Annotated in this window: 16 protein-coding genes; 9 read left to right on the top strand and 7 right to left on the bottom strand. The window is 55.1% G+C overall.

All coding sequences use genetic code 11. The features are described 5' to 3' along the window. Positions 1-94: 94 nt before the first annotated feature. Positions 95-529 (top strand): ArsR/SmtB family transcription factor, encoded by a 435-nt coding sequence (locus tag TH2_RS19435; RefSeq protein ID WP_008892158.1) that lies wholly within the window; start codon positions 95-97, stop codon positions 527-529. Positions 530-708: 179 nt separating this feature from the next. After that, positions 709-3,129 carry a heavy metal translocating P-type ATPase gene (locus TH2_RS19430; protein WP_008892157.1) on the top strand — a complete coding sequence of 807 codons (2,421 nt, stop codon included), beginning with the start codon at positions 709-711 and terminating at the stop codon, positions 3,127-3,129. Positions 3,130-3,210: 81 nt separating this feature from the next. Here the strand turns inward: TH2_RS19430 and TH2_RS19425 are convergent, their stop codons facing one another. Together TH2_RS19425 and TH2_RS19420 are read right to left on the bottom strand one after the other, a co-directional pair. Continuing rightward, a complete protein-coding gene (locus tag TH2_RS19425) occupies positions 3,211-4,122 on the bottom strand; it encodes a sugar kinase (RefSeq protein ID WP_008892156.1) in 912 nt (303 codons plus the stop codon). 21 nt (positions 4,123-4,143) lie between these two features. Beyond that, positions 4,144-5,190: a D-TA family PLP-dependent enzyme gene (locus tag TH2_RS19420; RefSeq protein ID WP_008892155.1), complete on the bottom strand. Its 1,047-nt coding sequence runs from the start codon at positions 5,188-5,190 to the stop codon at positions 4,144-4,146. 172 nt (positions 5,191-5,362) lie between these two features. Between TH2_RS19420 and TH2_RS19415 the strand changes: the two genes are divergently transcribed. From TH2_RS19415 to TH2_RS19390, 6 genes are read left to right on the top strand one after another with little or no spacing between them, the layout of a single operon-like run. Continuing rightward, positions 5,363-6,211: a transporter substrate-binding domain-containing protein gene (locus TH2_RS19415; RefSeq protein WP_008892154.1), complete on the top strand. Its 849-nt coding sequence runs from the start codon at positions 5,363-5,365 to the stop codon at positions 6,209-6,211. Positions 6,212-6,238: 27 nt separating this feature from the next. Further along, positions 6,239-6,901: an amino acid ABC transporter permease gene (locus tag TH2_RS19410; protein ID WP_008892153.1), complete on the top strand. Its 663-nt coding sequence runs from the start codon at positions 6,239-6,241 to the stop codon at positions 6,899-6,901. An 11-nt stretch (positions 6,902-6,912) separates the two neighbouring features. Beyond that, a complete protein-coding gene (locus TH2_RS19405; RefSeq protein WP_008892152.1) occupies positions 6,913-7,572 on the top strand; it encodes an amino acid ABC transporter permease in 660 nt (219 codons plus the stop codon). Between the two features lie 10 nt (positions 7,573-7,582). Then, entirely contained in the window at positions 7,583-8,347 is a 765-nt protein-coding gene (locus tag TH2_RS19400; protein ID WP_008892151.1) for an amino acid ABC transporter ATP-binding protein, read from the top strand. 19 nt (positions 8,348-8,366) lie between these two features. Beyond that, a complete protein-coding gene (locus tag TH2_RS19395) occupies positions 8,367-8,753 on the top strand; it encodes a RidA family protein (protein ID WP_008892150.1) in 387 nt (128 codons plus the stop codon). A 41-nt stretch (positions 8,754-8,794) separates the two neighbouring features. Beyond that, positions 8,795-9,553, top strand: a complete 759-nt coding sequence (locus tag TH2_RS19390; RefSeq protein WP_008892149.1) for an IclR family transcriptional regulator — start codon at positions 8,795-8,797, stop codon at positions 9,551-9,553. Between the two features lie 457 nt (positions 9,554-10,010). Here the strand turns inward: TH2_RS19390 and TH2_RS19385 are convergent, their stop codons facing one another. The 4 genes from TH2_RS19385 to TH2_RS19370 all read right to left on the bottom strand — a co-directional run bounded on the left by TH2_RS19385 (position 10,011) and on the right by TH2_RS19370 (position 15,446). Continuing rightward, a complete protein-coding gene (locus tag TH2_RS19385) occupies positions 10,011-11,150 on the bottom strand; it encodes a DUF1513 domain-containing protein (RefSeq protein WP_008892148.1) in 1,140 nt (379 codons plus the stop codon). Positions 11,151-11,174: 24 nt separating this feature from the next. Beyond that, a complete protein-coding gene (locus TH2_RS19380) occupies positions 11,175-12,272 on the bottom strand; it encodes an imelysin family protein (protein ID WP_238538736.1) in 1,098 nt (365 codons plus the stop codon). A gap of 85 nt (positions 12,273-12,357) precedes the next feature. Further along, positions 12,358-13,821, bottom strand: a complete 1,464-nt coding sequence (locus tag TH2_RS19375) for a di-heme oxidoreductase family protein (RefSeq protein WP_008892146.1) — start codon at positions 13,819-13,821, stop codon at positions 12,358-12,360. A gap of 356 nt (positions 13,822-14,177) precedes the next feature. Further along, a complete protein-coding gene (locus TH2_RS19370) occupies positions 14,178-15,446 on the bottom strand; it encodes an imelysin family protein (protein WP_008892145.1) in 1,269 nt (422 codons plus the stop codon). 341 nt (positions 15,447-15,787) lie between these two features. Between TH2_RS19370 and TH2_RS19365 the strand changes: the two genes are divergently transcribed. Beyond that, complete coding sequence (locus TH2_RS19365; protein WP_008892144.1) at positions 15,788-16,489, top strand: cytochrome b/b6 domain-containing protein; 702 nt, start codon at positions 15,788-15,790, stop codon at positions 16,487-16,489. Positions 16,490-16,595: 106 nt separating this feature from the next. Here TH2_RS19365 and TH2_RS19360 read toward each other — a convergent pair whose 3' ends face one another. Further along, complete coding sequence (locus TH2_RS19360) at positions 16,596-17,060, bottom strand: c-type cytochrome (RefSeq protein WP_008892143.1); 465 nt, start codon at positions 17,058-17,060, stop codon at positions 16,596-16,598. Positions 17,061-17,098: the final 38 nt, after the last annotated feature.

Raw genomic sequence — 17,098 nt, 5'->3', positions numbered from 1 at the left:
CCGGTTTGTTTCGGGCCTGCCGAGAGCGACGGCGATTTAGGCGAATTTTTATGTGCCGCTTGCCTTGTGCGGGCAGGCGTGGAAAATAGGCCCCATGTCAGAAAGCAAAACAAAACCTCGCACGCCCGTTCCCGCAACTGATGCTGATGACTGTCAGGAATGTGATGCGGCTGCCCGCCTTGGTCTGAGCACCGAGCAGGGCGAAGCCGTCACCCGCGATGCATCGCGGGCCGTTGGCGCGGACTTGGCTTTGCCTGATGTCGAGGCGGCAGCGAAAATCTTTTCCCTGCTAGGCGATGCTGGGCGGCTTCAGCTTGTTTTGCGTTGCATGGAAAAGCCGCAGACCGTTTCGGAGCTTGCCGATGCGACCGAGATGTCGCAATCGCTGTGCAGTCATCATTTGCGCCACTTGCGCGATCAGCGGATTCTGGCATCCGAACGGCGCGGCAGGCATATTTTCTATCATATTGATGATGAACATATCTCGTGCGTGGTGCGTGATGTGTTTGCGCATGTGACGCACGACTAATTCTATTTCGGTTGTGAATTCAACATCTTGACGTGCCGTTTCGCCAGGAGTGGTTCGGTGGCATTTCTGTGCGCAATCCCTATATTCAAATGACGGTTTGAATGTGGTTGACAGAAAGACATATGAACCATAGTTTGAATATAACATATGAACAGAAATTTGATCGTAAGAGGCCTTGAATGTCTTTCGTCGCCAAATGGGATGACCTGCCAGCCATCGGCAATTGCACGCAATGCCGTGATACGCTGATTGATGCCCTGAACAAGGCCGTACCTGATCATGGTTTTGTCATTGATGCGCAGGGCATTTCGGCCGCCGCCCCGATCAGTCAGGCCGACGACGAGAAAATGCGTGAAGTCCTGCGTCAGCATGGCGGTGCGGTGAACCACTACCATTGGCAAGTGGCCGGGATGGATTGCGGGTCATGTGTTGCCAAGATCGAAACCGCCCTTGGCAAGTTTGAGGGCGTTTCATGCATCGATGTATCGATGATGCGCGAAACCGTGACGCTTGGTATTGATGCTGCCCACGATGAAGCCCGTTCAGACATCACCAAAACCCTAAATAAGCTCGGATATCCGGCGCAGGAAAAGAATGCGCCGGGGGCTGCAAAAGCAACCGGACCGTCTTGCTGTGCCAGCAGCAGTTGCGCCTCTAGTACCGTCAATGACGCGGCATCGAATTCCGCAGATGACGCGCAAAATGCACCCAAACAGAGCCTTCTGCGTCGTTTCGCGCCATGGTCCTCGGAAAATGATGAAATCGCCTTTGCCGCCATTTGCCTTGCACTCGGCGGGCTTATTGGTTCGATTTTCCCGGTGACGTTGCCTTATGCCATGTCGGTGGCGTCGCTTTTGGCAGCATTGCCTGTGATGAAAAAGGCGGCGCGGTTGGCGCAAAGCGGGGCGATCTTCTCGATCGAGCTTTTGATGTCGGTTGCCGTCATCGGGGCGGTGGCGATTGGTGAAAGCCTCGAGGCCGGGATGGTCGTTCTGCTGTTTGCCATTGGCGAGCGACTTGAAGGTGTGGCTGCTGGGCGTGCCAGAAGCGGGGTAAAGGCGCTGATGAAGCTTACCCCGGAGCAGGCACGGCGTGTTGTCGATGCGGGTTTTGAGACCGTGACACCGCGTGATCTGGTTGTTGATGACATCATCGAAGTCCGTCCGGGCGAACGGGTGCCATCCGATGGCGTGATTGAAAGTGGTGTGGCCGAGATTGACAACAGCCACCTGACGGGTGAATCGGTCCCGGTCTTTAGCGACGTCGGCACGGATGTTTTTGCCGGTGCGATTGTCACCGACAGTCCGGTCCGCATTCGCGTGACCCGTGCGGCGGGCCAAACCATGCTGGATCGCGTGATTGAGCTGGTCGAGCAAAGCGAAAAGCACAAGGCACCTGTAGAACGCTTTGTTGCCAAGTTTGCTCGCATCTATACCCCGATCATCATGGGGCTCGCACTGGCCACGGTCGTGATCCCGCCGCTGTTGTTCGGGCAGGCATGGGAAGAATGGATTTATCGTGGTTTGGCGCTGCTTCTGATTGGTTGCCCTTGTGCCCTGGTGATTTCCACCCCGGCGGCGGTAACCTCCGCCCTGGCACGCGCGACCAGGATCGGTCTTCTGGTTAAGGGTGGGGCTGCGCTGGAGCTGATCGGCGCTGTGCGCACCATGGCGTTTGACAAAACCGGTACTCTGACCGAAGGCAAACCGAAACTAAGCGCAATCAAAACAGCTGATGGCTATGGCGAAAATGGTATTCTGACGATTGCCGCAGCCCTTGAGGCCGTCACATCGCATCCTTTGGCCCGCGCGGTGGTCACGGCCGCCGAAAACCGCAATCTTGATCTGCCTGTGGTCGAACAGGCCAGAACTATTGCCGGTGCCGGTGTCGAAGGACGCATTGACGGGGCGCTGTATCAGGTGGGTGCTGCCAAACGTCTGAACGGTATGCCGGATGGCGAGATGGGCGATTGGCTGACCGCGCAAGAAGATGACGGCAGCACTGCTGTTGTTGTCCTGAAAGACAGGCAGGTGATCGGTGCCCTTGCCTTGCGCGATGTGGCGCGCAGTGACGCGAAGAACGCGCTTGGCGAACTTAACAGGCTTAACATCACACCGATGATGTTAACAGGCGATGCGGACCGGGTTGCCAAACGCATGGCCGCAGAGCTTGGCATGGAGTATCGCGCCGAACTGATGCCCGAAGACAAACTGAATGCCTTGGCAGAATTGCGGGATGATCCGAAACGATCAGGCCCCGTGGCGATGGTCGGGGATGGCATCAACGATGCCCCGGCACTGAAATCCGCTGATGTTGGTATCGCGATCGGCGGGGGTACGGATATCGCCCTTGAGGCAGCCGATGCGGTGGCGGTCAAGGATCGGCTGGGCGATGTGGTTAATCTGGTGAAGCTGTCACGGGCCGCACGCCGGGTGATCCGTGAAAACATCACGATTGCATTGGGGCTTAAGGCGGTCTTTCTGGTGACATCGATCACCGGGTTAACCGGCCTTTGGCTTGCGGTTCTGGCTGACACCGGGGCGACGGTGCTGGTGACCATCAATTCGCTGAGATTGTTGATTGCCCTGCGCAAGGCATAGATCACAAAGAATACACGCAATAACAAATTAAGCCCGGCGTGATGCCGGGCTTTGTGCTGTGATAGTGGTTTGTTCCGGTGCTTAAAGTTCTGCCATCATCTCGGCTGGAATGATTGCACCGCGATGGGTGATGACCTTGCTGGCAAGCTTGTGTCCGGCAAGTGTTGCTGTCACGCCGTCCTGTCCCTTGAGCAAGCCTGCCATGAAGCCTGCGTTAAAGCTGTCACCGGCGGCCGTCGTATCAATCGGGGTGACCGGTTCCGGGATCGGAATATGATGAGTTTCCCCACCGTCATAAAGCAAACAACCTTGCTCCCCCTGTTTGACGACAATCAGGGCAGGGCTCAGCTTGGCAATCCGGCTTACGGTGCCTTGCGCCGTTTTATCACCCCAAAGAAGCTGTTCATCATCGAATGTCGGCATCATGACATCGGCAAGGGCGGTGATCCGGGCGTATGTCTCACGCGCCTGATCTTCCTTGCCAGACCAAAGCTTGGGCCGGAAATTGCCATCAAAGGCAATCTTGCCGCCCTGGTCTTTGTGGGCCTGAAGGGTCTGAAACAGAAGCGTGGTGTCGTCTTCCAGCACGTGCAAGCTGATCCCGGAAAGATACAGCCACGGCGCATCTTCAAGCGCCTGCAGGTAGGCCGGGCTTGCCAGTGAAATCGTTTGGCGTGCGGCCGACTGATTGCGCCAGTAGTGGAAAAATCGTTCGCCATCCGTACGATTGGTGATCGAGTAAAGTCCGGTATTTGCCTGATCCGTGCTGATCAGGAATGCATCACTGACGTAGTTGTCTTTCAGAACAGACCGGATCTGCTCACCAAACGGGTCTTCGCCGACAGCAGAGGCAAAGGCGGACTTGATCCCAAGGCGACCAAGATAGACCGCAGTATTAAACGTATCACCGCCAACCTTGACGCTGGCGTTTCCTGCCGGGTCGAACGAAATCTCGCCCATGGCTTCGCCAATGCAAATGACATCAACAGACATCACATAACTCCCTGATGCGGATTAACGCAGCATGCCGCGTGCAGCGACCGGCATTTCTGTCATTTCGCCGTTCTGATCCTTGATCCAGACGGTCGGAAACAGGTTGGTCACGACGCAGATGTGATTGGGGATAATCGAAATCACGTCACCGACTGCCGGGTCCCAATTGCTGTCGCCAAGCTCGATGATGCCGTGTTCTTCGGACAGGCCGACAATCGACGCGTCCGGTGCCTCGCGGACCATCCCAAAGCCCTCAAGGCCCAGCAGGTCGGAACTCAGCGCCTTTGATCCTGCATCGATGATGGCGCGGGTTTTGGTTGGGCGGGAAACCACGGTGGTCTTAACAACCGCGGCACAGTTTTCAACGCCACATGCGCCGCGCGCAATCAGGGAACGGTCATTGTAAATATAGGTCCCGGCGCGGTGTTCAGTTGCGTGGTTAAATGCAGGCAGGGCGTCCAGATTTGGTGTGCCACCGGTCGAAACAACCGGGCAAGGAAGTCCTGCGTCCTCGAGACGTTGTTTGGCATCACTCAGCCATTTGTCGACGTTGTCTGCATGATCCATTGGCGGATAGGTCATCAGCCCGCCAAACCGCAGTCCAGGCAGATCATTTATCTTTGCTGCGAGTTCAGCGGCGTCAGTCGGGCTTTGCACGCCACACCGTCCTGCGCCAGTGTCGCATTCCACAAGAACGGTCAACTCGGTTTCTTCATCCGCAAAGCGCGCCGATAAACCCTTTGCGACGATCAGGTTGTCACAGGTGACCGACAGGGTGCATTTGCGCGCAAGTGCTGCCAGACGATCAAGTTTGGCATCACCGATGACGTTGTAGGTCAGCAATATGTCGCGGAGTCCACCCTCAACCATAACCTCGGCCTCGCCAATCTTCTGGCAGGTGATTCCGATTGCCCCGGCCTCAATCTGTCGTTTGGCAAAAAACGGCAGTTTGTGCGTCTTGATATGCGGGCGTGTCTTCAGACCCGCCGCATCGGCAAGGTTTTGGAAACGCGCAATGTTTTCGTCAACGACGGGGAGGTCAATCACAAGGCAGGGGGTGTCGAGCATGCTGGTTCCTGATTGGTTTGAGGTTGGCGCTCTCAGCTTTTTGCAAAACGAAATTGACATATCTTGAACGCCGCTGCTAGGGTAAATCCGAAATAACGGGATATGTTCCGTTATAACGGAAAAACAAAAAACGATCCAAGAATGTGTGGCTCATTTGAAAGTGGAGACAAAAATGGCATTTCTTAAAACTCTGGCGGTCGCAACTGTCATGACCGCCACGGCGGCTTCGGCACTCGGTACTGCATCTGCTCAGGAAACAAGCAAACTTCAGCAGGTCCTTGATCGCGGCTATCTGGTCCTTGGGACCGGATCGACCAACCCGCCGTGGCACTTTGTTGATTCAGACAACAAGCTCAAAGGTTTTGACGTTGATATGGGCCGCCTTGTGGCCAAGGCCCTGTTTGGCGACCCGGAAAAGATCGAGTATGTCCAGCAGTCGGGCGACGCACGTATTCCGAACCTCGTCACCGACAAGGTCGATATGGCCTGCCAGTTTATGACGGTCACTGCCGAACGTGCCCAGCAGATCGAATTCACCATTCCCTACTATCGCGAAGGTGTTGGTCTATTGCTGATGGCAAATGGTGACTACGCCGATTATGACGCGCTGAAAGAAGGTGGTGATGATGTCACCGTCGCAGTTCTGCAGAACGTCTATGCCGAAGAAATGGTACGCGCGGCCCTGCCGGAAGCCGAAGTTGATCAGTATGACAGCGTTGATCTGATGTATCAGGCGCTTAATTCCGGTCGTGCCCAAGCCGCCGCAACCGATCAGTCTGCGCTTCGTTGGTTCATGGTTCAGAACCCGGATCGTTACACGGATGCTGGCTATGCCTGGAACCCGCAAAGCTATTCGTGTGGTGTAAAACCGGGCGATCAGCGTTGGTTGAACTTCGTCAATACCGTCCTGCATGAGGGCATGACCGGTGTTGAATTCCCGTTCTATGCTGAAAGCTTCAAAACCTGGTTTGGTGAAGAGCTCGAAACGCCGAAAATCGGCTTCCCTGTCGAGTACAAGTAATCAACGCAAGCATTCGGGAATTCCGCTTTGAATTACGATTTCAACTTTGACGTCATCTGGCGTAACTGGGATCTCCTCGCAGAGGGGCTTGGGCTGGGGCTGTTTCTGGCCATTGTCTCGATTGCGATTGGATGCGGGATCGGCCTTCTGGCGGCGTTCGGGATGCTTTCGCGCCACAGAACCTTGCGCTGGATCGCGGTGGCTTATGTCTCCGCGATCCGCAATACCCCGATCCTTGTTCTTATTCTGTTTTGCTATTTCGCGCTTCCGCAAATGGGTATCGCGTTGGACAAAATATCGTCCTTTGTCTTTACGCTTTCGATCTATGCCGGGGCCTATCTGGCCGAAGTATTCCGGTCCGGTCTGGTTGCGTTGCCCAAGGGACTGCGCGAAGCCGGCCTTGCGATTGGTCTGACGGAATTCAAGATCAAGACCAACATCATCATTCCGGTGATGTTTCGAAATGTTCTGCCGTCACTTTCAAACAACTTCATTTCGCTGTTCAAGGACACCTCCCTTGCCGCCGCCATCGCGGTGCCGGAACTGACCTTTTATGCGCGCAAGATCAATGTCGAGAGCTTCCGTGTGATTGAAACATGGATGGTAGCGTCAATGATCTATGTGGTTGCCTGTTATGTGATTGCGGCTCTGCTGCGCCGTCTTGAACTGCGCCTTGCAGTTCCACGCTAAAGGGGTATCAGATGAATTTCTCTCTTTTTCTGACAGAATTGTGGAACGCGCGGCTAAGCCTGCTTTCGGGACTGGGTGACACAATCCTGATTTCGGTTGCCTCGGTTATTCTGGGATCAGTCCTTGGTGTGTTCGTTGGTTTGGCGATGACATATGGCGCGAAGTGGCTTCGCTTCATTGTCCGGTTGTATATCGACTTTCTGCGCGGAACGCCGGTCTTTGTTCTGATTTTGGCCTGCTTCTACATCCTTTCGGTTGTCGGTCTTGACTTGACGGCGTTTCAGGCCGGTGTTTTGGCACTGACGCTGTTTTGTTCATCCCATGTTGGCGAAATCGTCCGCGGGGCTTTGTCCGCAATTCCGCAAGGCCAGACCGAAGCTGCCAAATCGGTCGGTCTGACATTCGGGCAAACCTTTGTTTATGTGCTGCTGCCCCAGGCTTTGCGCCAGATCCTGCCAACCTGGGTCAATACCGCGACCGAGATCGTCAAGGCATCGACGCTGCTTTCGATCATTGGCGTGGTGGAGCTTCTGCTTGCCACCCAGCAGGTCATCTCGCGCACCTATCTCAGCCTTGAGTTCTATCTCTTTGCGGGCTTTGTCTATTTCCTTTTGAACTTCGTGATCGAACAGGCTGGTCGTGCCGTCGAACGCCGCATTTCGATCCCATAAAGAGGCAATCATGTCCCCAATTTTGACTATTTCCGGCCTTCACAAAAGCTTTGGCAAGGTCGAAGTGCTTAAGGGCATCGACCTGACCATGCAGCAGGGCGATGTGGTTTCGCTGATCGGATCGTCCGGTTCGGGCAAGACCACGCTTCTGCGCTGTGTGAACCTTCTGGAAGATTTTGAGCAGGGCTCGATTGAACTGGCAGGTCAGTCTATCGGCTATAAACAGGACGGCGGACAGCGTCGCCGACTGTCGGAACGTGAAATTGCCCGTCAACGTGCCATGACCGGCATGGCTTTTCAGCAGTTCAATCTTTTCCCGCACATGACGGCCATACGCAACGTGATGCTTGGCCTGATCAAGACCAAGAAAATGCCGAAGGACGAAGCACGGGCAATTGCCGAAAAATGGCTTGAGCGCGTCGGTATGGGGCAGCGTCGCGATCATTATCCCGGTCAGCTTTCCGGTGGCCAGCAACAGCGGGTAGCTATCGCGCGCGCCATCGCGATGAACCCGCAGATCATGCTGTTTGACGAAGTGACTTCCGCACTTGATCCCGAACTGGTGGCCGAGGTGCTGGCAGTTGTCCGTGATCTGGCGAATGAGGGCATGACCATGTTGCTGGTGACGCACGAGATGCGGTTTGCGCGCGATGTTTCAAGCAAGGTCGTGTTCATGCATCAGGGGCGCATCCACGAAGAAGGCACCCCCGAACAAATTTTCGGTGCGCCGAAAACTGAACGTTTGCAGGGCTTCCTTGCAAATTCTGAATTTTAAGAACCAGGAGATATTTTTTATGAGCATTAAAAGACACGGTGTGGGCGAAGGCAAAGGCAACGGTCAGAAGGCATTGCCATTTGCCAAGGCCACCGAGGCCGATGGCTGGCTTTATGTGTCCGGCCAGACCCCGATGCGTGATGGTGAAGTTATCGGCAACGGCATTGTCGAACAGTCCCGCATTGCGATCGAAAACATGATCAAGATTGTCGAAGATGCCGGTTACAGCACTGCTGACATCATGCGCATTGGTGTCTGGCTTGATGACGCGCGCGATTTCTGGTCATTCAATGGCGTGTTCGAGGAATATTTCGGCGAAAATCCTCCGGCACGTGCCTGCGTGCAGTCCTCGATGGTTGTTGACTGCAAAGTAGAGGTCGACTGCATCGCCTTTCGTAAGGCATAACAGTCTACAACTATTGCACTAAGACGTTAAATGAGGGGTTTATGACGGAACAGCAGATACGAAAGCGCGCGCGCGGCATTGATCGTGCGTTCGATATTCTGGACCATCTGCGCGATGTCAGAACCTCTCAGCGTCCTGCCGAAATCGCCCAGGCTTTGGGCGCGCCGACCTCGACGGTTTACGATCTGATCGGCACGCTGATCGATCATGGCATGCTTGAAGTGACCGATGCCAATGGCTCGGTCTTTTTGGGGCGGCGGGTTTATTTCCTCGGCCTTGCTTATCGTGATTATTTCGACCTGACCCGGCAGGCGGCCGGGGTGCTTGATGAAATCACCGCAAGCACCAAGGAAACCTCCCAGTTTTGTATGCTGGATGGCAACAAATATACCGTCGCCCTGCAACGCGAAGGCAGCCGTCCGTTTCGCATTTCTGCTGATGTCGGGGAACGGACTGCCATTCCGTGGACGGCGTCTGGTCGGCTTTTGCTGGGGCACCTGAGTGATCAGGAAATCCGCGATCTGATCCCGGCTGAGGACTTTATCCTGCCCGACGGGCGTCAAATGGATATTGCTGCCTATATCTCCGAAATCCGTCGTGCGCATGACGAACGCTTTTTCTCCTTCGACAGCATTGTGGATACCTTCACCCATTGCTTTGCCGCCCCGGTCTATAATCAAAGCGGTATCTGTTCTGCCACGCTGTGTATCGTCGCCCCCAAGGACGACGCACGTAAAAACTATGATCTCTATAAAAACGTGCTTCAGACAGCGGGCGACAAGCTTTCCAAAACCGTCTGATCCAATAAGGCACCGGTCAATAAACACATCACCCGGATCAATCGTCCGGGTGTTTTTGTTTTTGCATCTTGGGATTGTTTCGGAATTTGGCCGGAAAAGAGAAAGCGGCGGTTATCGTTTCCCGCATCGATAACCACCGCTTTTCCACCTTGAGAGGCCTATGGGGAGAGAGGACCCATAGGTCTGAGAGACAAGCCGCTTGGGGACAAGTGCGAATGGGTTTCATTCGCGGGCTGTGTCGAGACCCGTTATAGGTAAGAAAAAACACCGACGCAAGTGAAAATCGTTCTCATTTGCGAAAAACTTTTGGTTGATGGATTTCTGATATAAATATCCCGACAAAAACAGTTGGTTAATCGCGGTGTTTATGCCCGGATTTCCGCGATTTTCAGATGCCGGAAATAGGAAAACCCGCAGTGTTTGTGCGGGTTTTGAATGGCTTTATTGTCGGGTTTGTTCAGGCAATGATCCGGCGTAAATGATTGTCCCAGTGCTGCGATTTCAAAGAATCGTCGGGCAGTTCGACCCGCTTACGGCGAATCGCATCCATCCGCCAACCATTGCCAAGGCCACTGGTGCCAACAAATTCGCCCGCCTGATCGGTGGCGGCAAGGCCGCAGCCATCCGGGGCGGCGATATGGGTCAGGAAGTCATTGGTTTGTGCATCCCAGAAGGTCACAAGCCCGCCGCGCGGACAGGAAATGCCAAATACCTGGCCCGATGCATCAAATCGCACCGACCCGCAATATTGCCGCATGCGGTACTGAACCGTATCCGGGGCCTCAATCGGGCGGATGTCTGATCCCGGTTGCCAGATGCCGACGAGTGGCACCTGATCGGTCAGATCGCCCTGATACTGGAAGCCTGCGGCAATCGTGCCATTGGCAGCGACATCAAGATGGCGGATCGAAAGTTTGTGCCAGTCATGTTTAAGGGCCGCCTGATGAACAAGCTTGCCAGTCCGGCGATCAATGATCGAAAGGTTGGGTTGCATCGAGCTGATATTAAGTGGTGTGCGCCCGTCCTGATCGGGATGGGTGTGCAATCCGCCATTGGCAATCACCAGATGTTCGCCGTCCGGCATCAGATGCAATTCATGCGGGCCGGTGCCAAAGCTGTCGAACTCCGCCACCCGGCGATAGCCATCCTCGGCATCCCAGACGGAAACAACGCCGCGGGCATGATCAAAGTCGTTTTCGGTGATGTAAAGATACCGACCATCATTGGAATAGATCGCATGGCCATAAAACCGGCGGTCTTCCGGGCAATGCAGTTTGGCGCGCACATCCCCCGTATGGCGATCCAGGATCAGGCCATAAAGCCCCGGGCGGCGTTCGACTGCTGCGACATCAACATGGTTGGGGCGCAGGCCGATATCATGGCCACGGCCAGGCAGGGGCTGTTCAAACAGGATTTTGCCCGAAGCATTGAACGCGCTGACATAATAATCGCCATCATCCCCGGCACTGGCGGAGATATAAACTGCGCGGTCTTCGGGGTTTGGCGCGGTTGCAGCACGGGCAAGGCCCACAGGCAACAGGGTAAATGCCCCGCCAACACCCATAAGCTTCAGGAAATTGCGACGTTGATATTCCATCTTTGATCTCCTCTTCCGTGCGCTTTAATCACCGTCAAGCGCGTTAAAGCCGCCACCAAGCTGGGTATTGCCGCCGACATCGTTTTCAACAAGCATAGTCAGGAAATCAATCTGCCCCTTAAGGTCTGTTAGCACGGCATAACCATCGGGCTGTTCCAGCACCTCGGCAACAGAGGGCGGGAGCTCTGCAAAGGTGTTAGCTACCGTCTGCCAGTTAAGCTTGAACGACCGATCCAGCAGGCTGTTGTCAATCAACGCGGCCAGGCCTTTGCCTTCTTCGCCGACATCGCCCCAGGTGCCGTCATAGATCGCGAACAGACCAATCAGGTTATGTTCGATATTGCGAAGCGACCGCCCCGCAAGCGGGCTTTCCCCGCGGCTTGCACGCGCGTCTTCGGCATTTTCGCCAAGCGGTCGGGCAAGCTTCTGGGTCGAGATGATCAGAAGACCTTCATGCAGGGCACGGTAAAGATCGGTCGCGGCGAACTTGGCGGTGGGATAGTCCATGCTGTCCGGTCCGGCGTTTTCCATGGCGGGGGCAAATTCCGGCCATTCGGCCTGCAATTCACCCGACAGGGTGCTGAGGTTTGTGGCAATGGCAGTGCCATATTGGCACAGGAACACACCGTCTTCATCGGCCGCAATCATCTGATCGCCGTGATCATCGGCAAACAACACCTCTTCAAGTGCCGGGAAGCCCTGAAGGGCGGCACTGGCACTCGAAAGCTGTTCGGGATCGGTATAGGGAGCCGGCTTGTCAAACATCAGCTTGCGGAACTGACGGGCGGCCGTGCCATGTTTGTCCGGCCAGTATTCGATATGCTGATCACGACCATTGGCAACCAGCGGCCCCATGCGCCAAGGCTGGATTTCCTGCCAGATATCCATTGCCGCGTGAAAGGCGGTTTGGGTGTCTTCAAGTCCGCCCTTATCGGGATCTGAACAGAAATCCTTGAACTCGCTGGTCAGGTTTTCTGTTGCCGCGTGGAAGTCATCAAGCTTCGGCGGCATCACGGTGCCCAGCAAGTGCGCCAGAACCGGCTGATAATTTTCATCGGGAATATCGGCTTGGGCCGCAGGGCTGATCAGACCAAAAGCAAGAACCGTTGTGGTCGAAAGCAATAAGTTGCGCCTGCTGGATTTGGAGAGCATATGACTTTTCCCGATATTCACTTGGTGTGGCTTGTTACTTGTCAGATATACAGCGTCACAATGACTTTAGAAACGCCAGTAATTTGCCGCGCTCTGATGGGGGGAGCGTTGTGACCGCACCGCGCGCGTTTTCAGCCTCACCCCCATGCCATAGGATCGCTTCAAGAACGGTTCTCGCCCGGCCGTCATGCAGGAAGCTCGCATGTGGATCAATCTCTTGCGCGCGGCCAATCCCCCAAAGTGGCGGGGTGCGCCATTCGCGCCCGGATGCCTGTGCTTCGGGGCGATGATCGGCAAGGCCTTCGCCCATGTCATGCAGCAACAAGTCACTATAGGGCCTGATCACCTGTCCCGATTGTTCAGGCATGTCAGCACGTTCCGGCAATTCATAGCGCGGCGTGTGGCAGGATGCACAGCCTATTGCCGCAAAGATCTTTTCGCCCGCCAAAACGTCGGCATCATTTGCGTTCGGGCGTGCCGGCGGGGCAATGTTGCGCGCGTAATACAGCACCAGATCGGTCATCACCGAATGGACTTCCAGCCCCTCGAACTCATCATCATTGCCATCGGGTGCTGTCATGCAATCCGTTTGCGTAGTCGTGCAATCGCCGCTGGCATTTGGATACAGCGGTGTGGAAAGGCCGATATCAAACTGGAATGCATTCTGGTTTTGCTGATCAAGGGTCGGCATGCCCGCCTTCCAGCCAAATCGGCCAATCGCCATTTCTGATTTGGCAATGTCCCAGACCTGATTAAACCGCCCCGAAATGCCATCGCCATCTTCATCCTGCGGATCACTGGCCGCCATCAGGGTGCTGTCAGGAATAGCTTCAAGCAGCCCAAGTCCAATCATCGGCGGGGCAAGGCGCGGGGAGACCATGATGTCGGGATGCAGCGGCCCATAGGCCAGATCGGTCATTTCATAGGTTGGGGTACGCAAGGTAACTGTCTCACCCCCAGCCAAAAGAACGTCGGTTGTTGTATAGGTCACCTTGACCCGTCCCTCGGCCTGAATGCCCGGGATCGAGAAATCCTGAAACTGGCCGCCATAAACCGGGTCAGGAAGGGTGGCCAGCTTGCCATCCAGATGATCGCGGAGTTGATCGGCGGTTTGTGGCGGGATGGACAGGCGCAGCAACATTGATGTTGCCCCGGCCTCGCTATCATTTTCATCAACCGGATGGCCGCGCCCATTGCGGATATGGCATCCGCTGCAGGCGCGTGAATTAAACAGTGGACCCAGTCCGTCTGCCGCCTTGGTGCGGGTTGGCGCAGTTACCCACAACCTTTGAAAAAGGGCTTCACCCAGCTTGAAATCAAGCCGCTTTTCAAAGCTCATGTTGGCCGATTGATGCATGAAAGCATCGCGCCCCTTTGCCACGGTCCAGCTTGTTTCGCCGCCGGGCAGGGCAGGGTCACCGATGGTCTGTGCATTGACGACGATTGGCGCAATAGCAAGGCCAATGGATGCCAGCCAGAGCGGGAATGAAAACAGCGGTGTGCGTGCGGGACGGTTCATGGAAGTCTTCTAATTTTAGGGTCAGGACCTATTAATTTGGTTTGAATGGTCGCTCAGATTTGTGCGGATACGCGGAGCGAAACCGCCGGAAGATATATATCTTTCAAGGTTTTGCGACAAAGTAGCTCGTGCAAATCTGAACGATCCGAAGGACAAAGTTTATGTTTGCAAACTCCGACGTCAAACCCCTCGCGCGGGATGCAAACCCGCCCAGCGGGCTTTTCCTTGGATTTCGCAAACATAAACTCTGCCATTCCAATCAAATTAATAGGTCCTGACCCTGGCCAAAGCAAAACGGCGGGAGACATTATCCCCCGCCGTTCATAGTCAGTCAGGCAGGTGCCTGATGATCAGGATTAGTTGACAGCAGCCGGGTTGTCGAGGCTGTCAGAACCTTCGAACTCGATACCGTCAATGCCGACCGCGGCAATGATCTGTTCGATCGATTTGGTCTGATCGACAAGCGCATCAACAAAGGACTGAACGACGGCATTGCCATCTTCGTTGCCCATGGCAATCAGCTGATCAAAGGCTTCGCCGCCCTTCGCGCGGGTGACCATGACTTTACCGGCAACAACCGATGCCGCCAGCTTGGCACGCAGTTCGGTATCCAGTGCCGCGTCATTGGCCGCAACCAGATCAGACAGCGACGGACCTTCAACAACCGAACCGTCAACACGGGTGTAACGGCCAAGGTAAACGTTCTGGATGCCCAGCGCGTCATAGAAGTGGCTGTTGTGGGTGTTGTCCGAGAAGCAGTCATGCTCTTCTTCCGGATCATGCAGCAGCAGGCCAAGCTTGGTACGCTCGCCGCCCAGTTCGCCATAAGAAAGCGAACCCATGCCGGTCACAATCGCGGTCAGGCCCGGAACGCCATCACCTTCAAGAACGGTTTCGCGTGCTTCGCCGCCTTCGGCCCACTGCGCGGTCATCCATTCAAGGTCGGAAACCATCAGATCAACTGCCGCCTGAAGGTATTCACCACGACGGTCGCAATTGCCATTGGTGCAGGCATCGCCAGACGCATAGTCGGTCCATTTACGTTCACCAGCACCGGCATCGGTCCCATTGAGGTCCTGACCCCAAAGAAGGAATTCAATCGCGTGGTAGCCGGTGGCAACGTTTGCTTCGACGTCGTCAATTTCATGCAGGCTTTCAAGCAAAGCTGCATCAATGGTCGAGGCATCAATGGTTTCGCCCGAAATGGTCAGGGTCGGGTTGGCAATCACATTGGCGGTGTATGCCGGGTTTTCTTCGCTTTCTTCGCCGTAAAGGCCGGTTTCGACATAGTCGATCAGACCTTCATCAAGCGGCCAGGCATTAACCTTGCCTTCCCAGTCATCAACAATCGCGTTGCCGAAACGGTAAACTTCGGTCTGCTGATAGGGTGCGCGCGACGCCAGCCATGCGGATTTCGCGGCATCAAAGGTCGAAGCCGACGGATTTGCAACCAGCTCATCAATTGCCGCCTGCAGTTCCTTGGCGGTGATCAGTGAATCTTCGTAACCGGCATGCGCGATATCGGCATAAGTGGTCAGCACGTCTTTGGCGGCCGGTGCGGCATATGCCTGCGCGCCAAGGGTAGTGACCAGTGCGGCCGTACCCAGAATCTTTGCGATCTTCATAGGAGTTCCCATCTATCCCTGAATGGTGAGCCAAGGGCAAAAGCCCCGTCGATCAAGGTAAAAATCCGTCACGCTCAAAAACTGAACGCGCACAGGAACTGTGACCCTGATCACTTTGCTTCCGCCAATTGATACTGCTTGTGAGAATGATTTTCAATTAAAGAATTGGCAATTCGCAAAGTTTTAGGTTTCGGTAATGTGGTAACCGTTGGTTGACGCGCGGTTCAGGGGAAAATTGTACGGTACGGAAAATTGATCTGTCTTTAAGTTTCTTGACGGAAACTGCTGTGCGATATTTTCCGCAATTGAATAACCCCTATTCGTGCAAAGAGAGAGACCCGATGAGCACCCCGTCCGCAGACGAAAAGAAAGTCAAACTTTGGGATTTCCCGGTTCGCCTGTTTCATTGGGCTCTTGTCGTTGCCATTGTGACGGCTTGGTGGAGCAATCGACAGGTGATGATTGATATCCATGCTATCGCCGGTTACAGCGTGCTTGCTCTTGTGCTGTTTCGCATCATCTGGGGCTTTGTCGGTAGCTCAAACGCCCGCTTTGCCGATTTTCTGACCGGTCCACGCCATGTGATCGGTTATCTCGGAAAATTGCCCAACGGATCGACCTCTGAACTGACATATACCGGGCATAACCCGGCCGGCGGCTGGATGGTTTTGGTCATGATTTTGCTGGTCGGGGTGCAAGCGGTATCTGGCCTGTTTGCCAGCGAGGATACCTTCCTGTTCTTTGACGGGCCGCTGGTGGCTTATGTCAGTTCCGATTTTGCCAGCACCATGAACTGGATCCATCACACCAATATCAACCTGATCTATGCCGCCGTCGGGCTGCATGTCTTTGCTGCGCTGTTCTATCTGGTTGTCAAACGCGAAAACCTGATCCGGGCGATTGTGATTGGCACTCGCCGCGTGCCCGCCGAACTGGCAGGGCGCTTTGCAAACATCCGGTTTGCCTCACCGGTGCTGGGGATTGTGATCCTGATTGTCTGTGCGCTTGTGATTTGGGGCGGTGTGACGCTGGCGCGCGGTTAGTTCGGGGCTGCGGATAATAATAAAGGCCAACGTTCCCTTGATGGAACGCTGGCCTTTTTGATTTGCATGCAAACCCCGTGATCGGGTGTGGCCGCAAGATCAAATTTTACTTGGTGCGGAACTCGTCGTGGCAACCTTTGCAGGACTTGCCAAGATTACCCATTGCAGCGCCCATCGTACCCTTGTCACCAACGGCATCGGCCAGCGCAAGGGCGGCCTGCTGCATTTCCGGGAAGCGACCAGAGAAATCATCCCAGTTGGTCCAGATATCGGCACTTGCCGTGGTCTTGACGGAAGCATCCGGGGTTTGCGGCTCAAACGCCGCTGGGGCTGCACCCGCTGAAAACGCAATGCCCTTGGCCAGGTTGGCCAGAACCGGATCGGGCAGGGTGCATTCACCCTTCATGTAGCAGCCAAGTGTACCCATCGCGCCGCCGATGCCATCCATCAGCATCTTGCGGTTTTCAACCGCGGCGTTGTCGGATGCTTCATCGGCCTGTGCCATCATCGGGAATGCGGCACCTGCCGTTATGATCGTGCCGAGGAGACCGGCAAAAAGGAGCTTCTTCATCTTGGGTTCTCTCTCCAAAACGCGTTAAAGTGTCTCTC

Origin of the sequence: Thalassospira profundimaris WP0211 (assembly GCF_000300275.1) — a bacterium.
GTDB classification, from domain to species: domain Bacteria; phylum Pseudomonadota; class Alphaproteobacteria; order Rhodospirillales; family Thalassospiraceae; genus Thalassospira; species Thalassospira profundimaris.
This window is presented reverse-complemented; position numbering and strand designations above follow the sequence as displayed.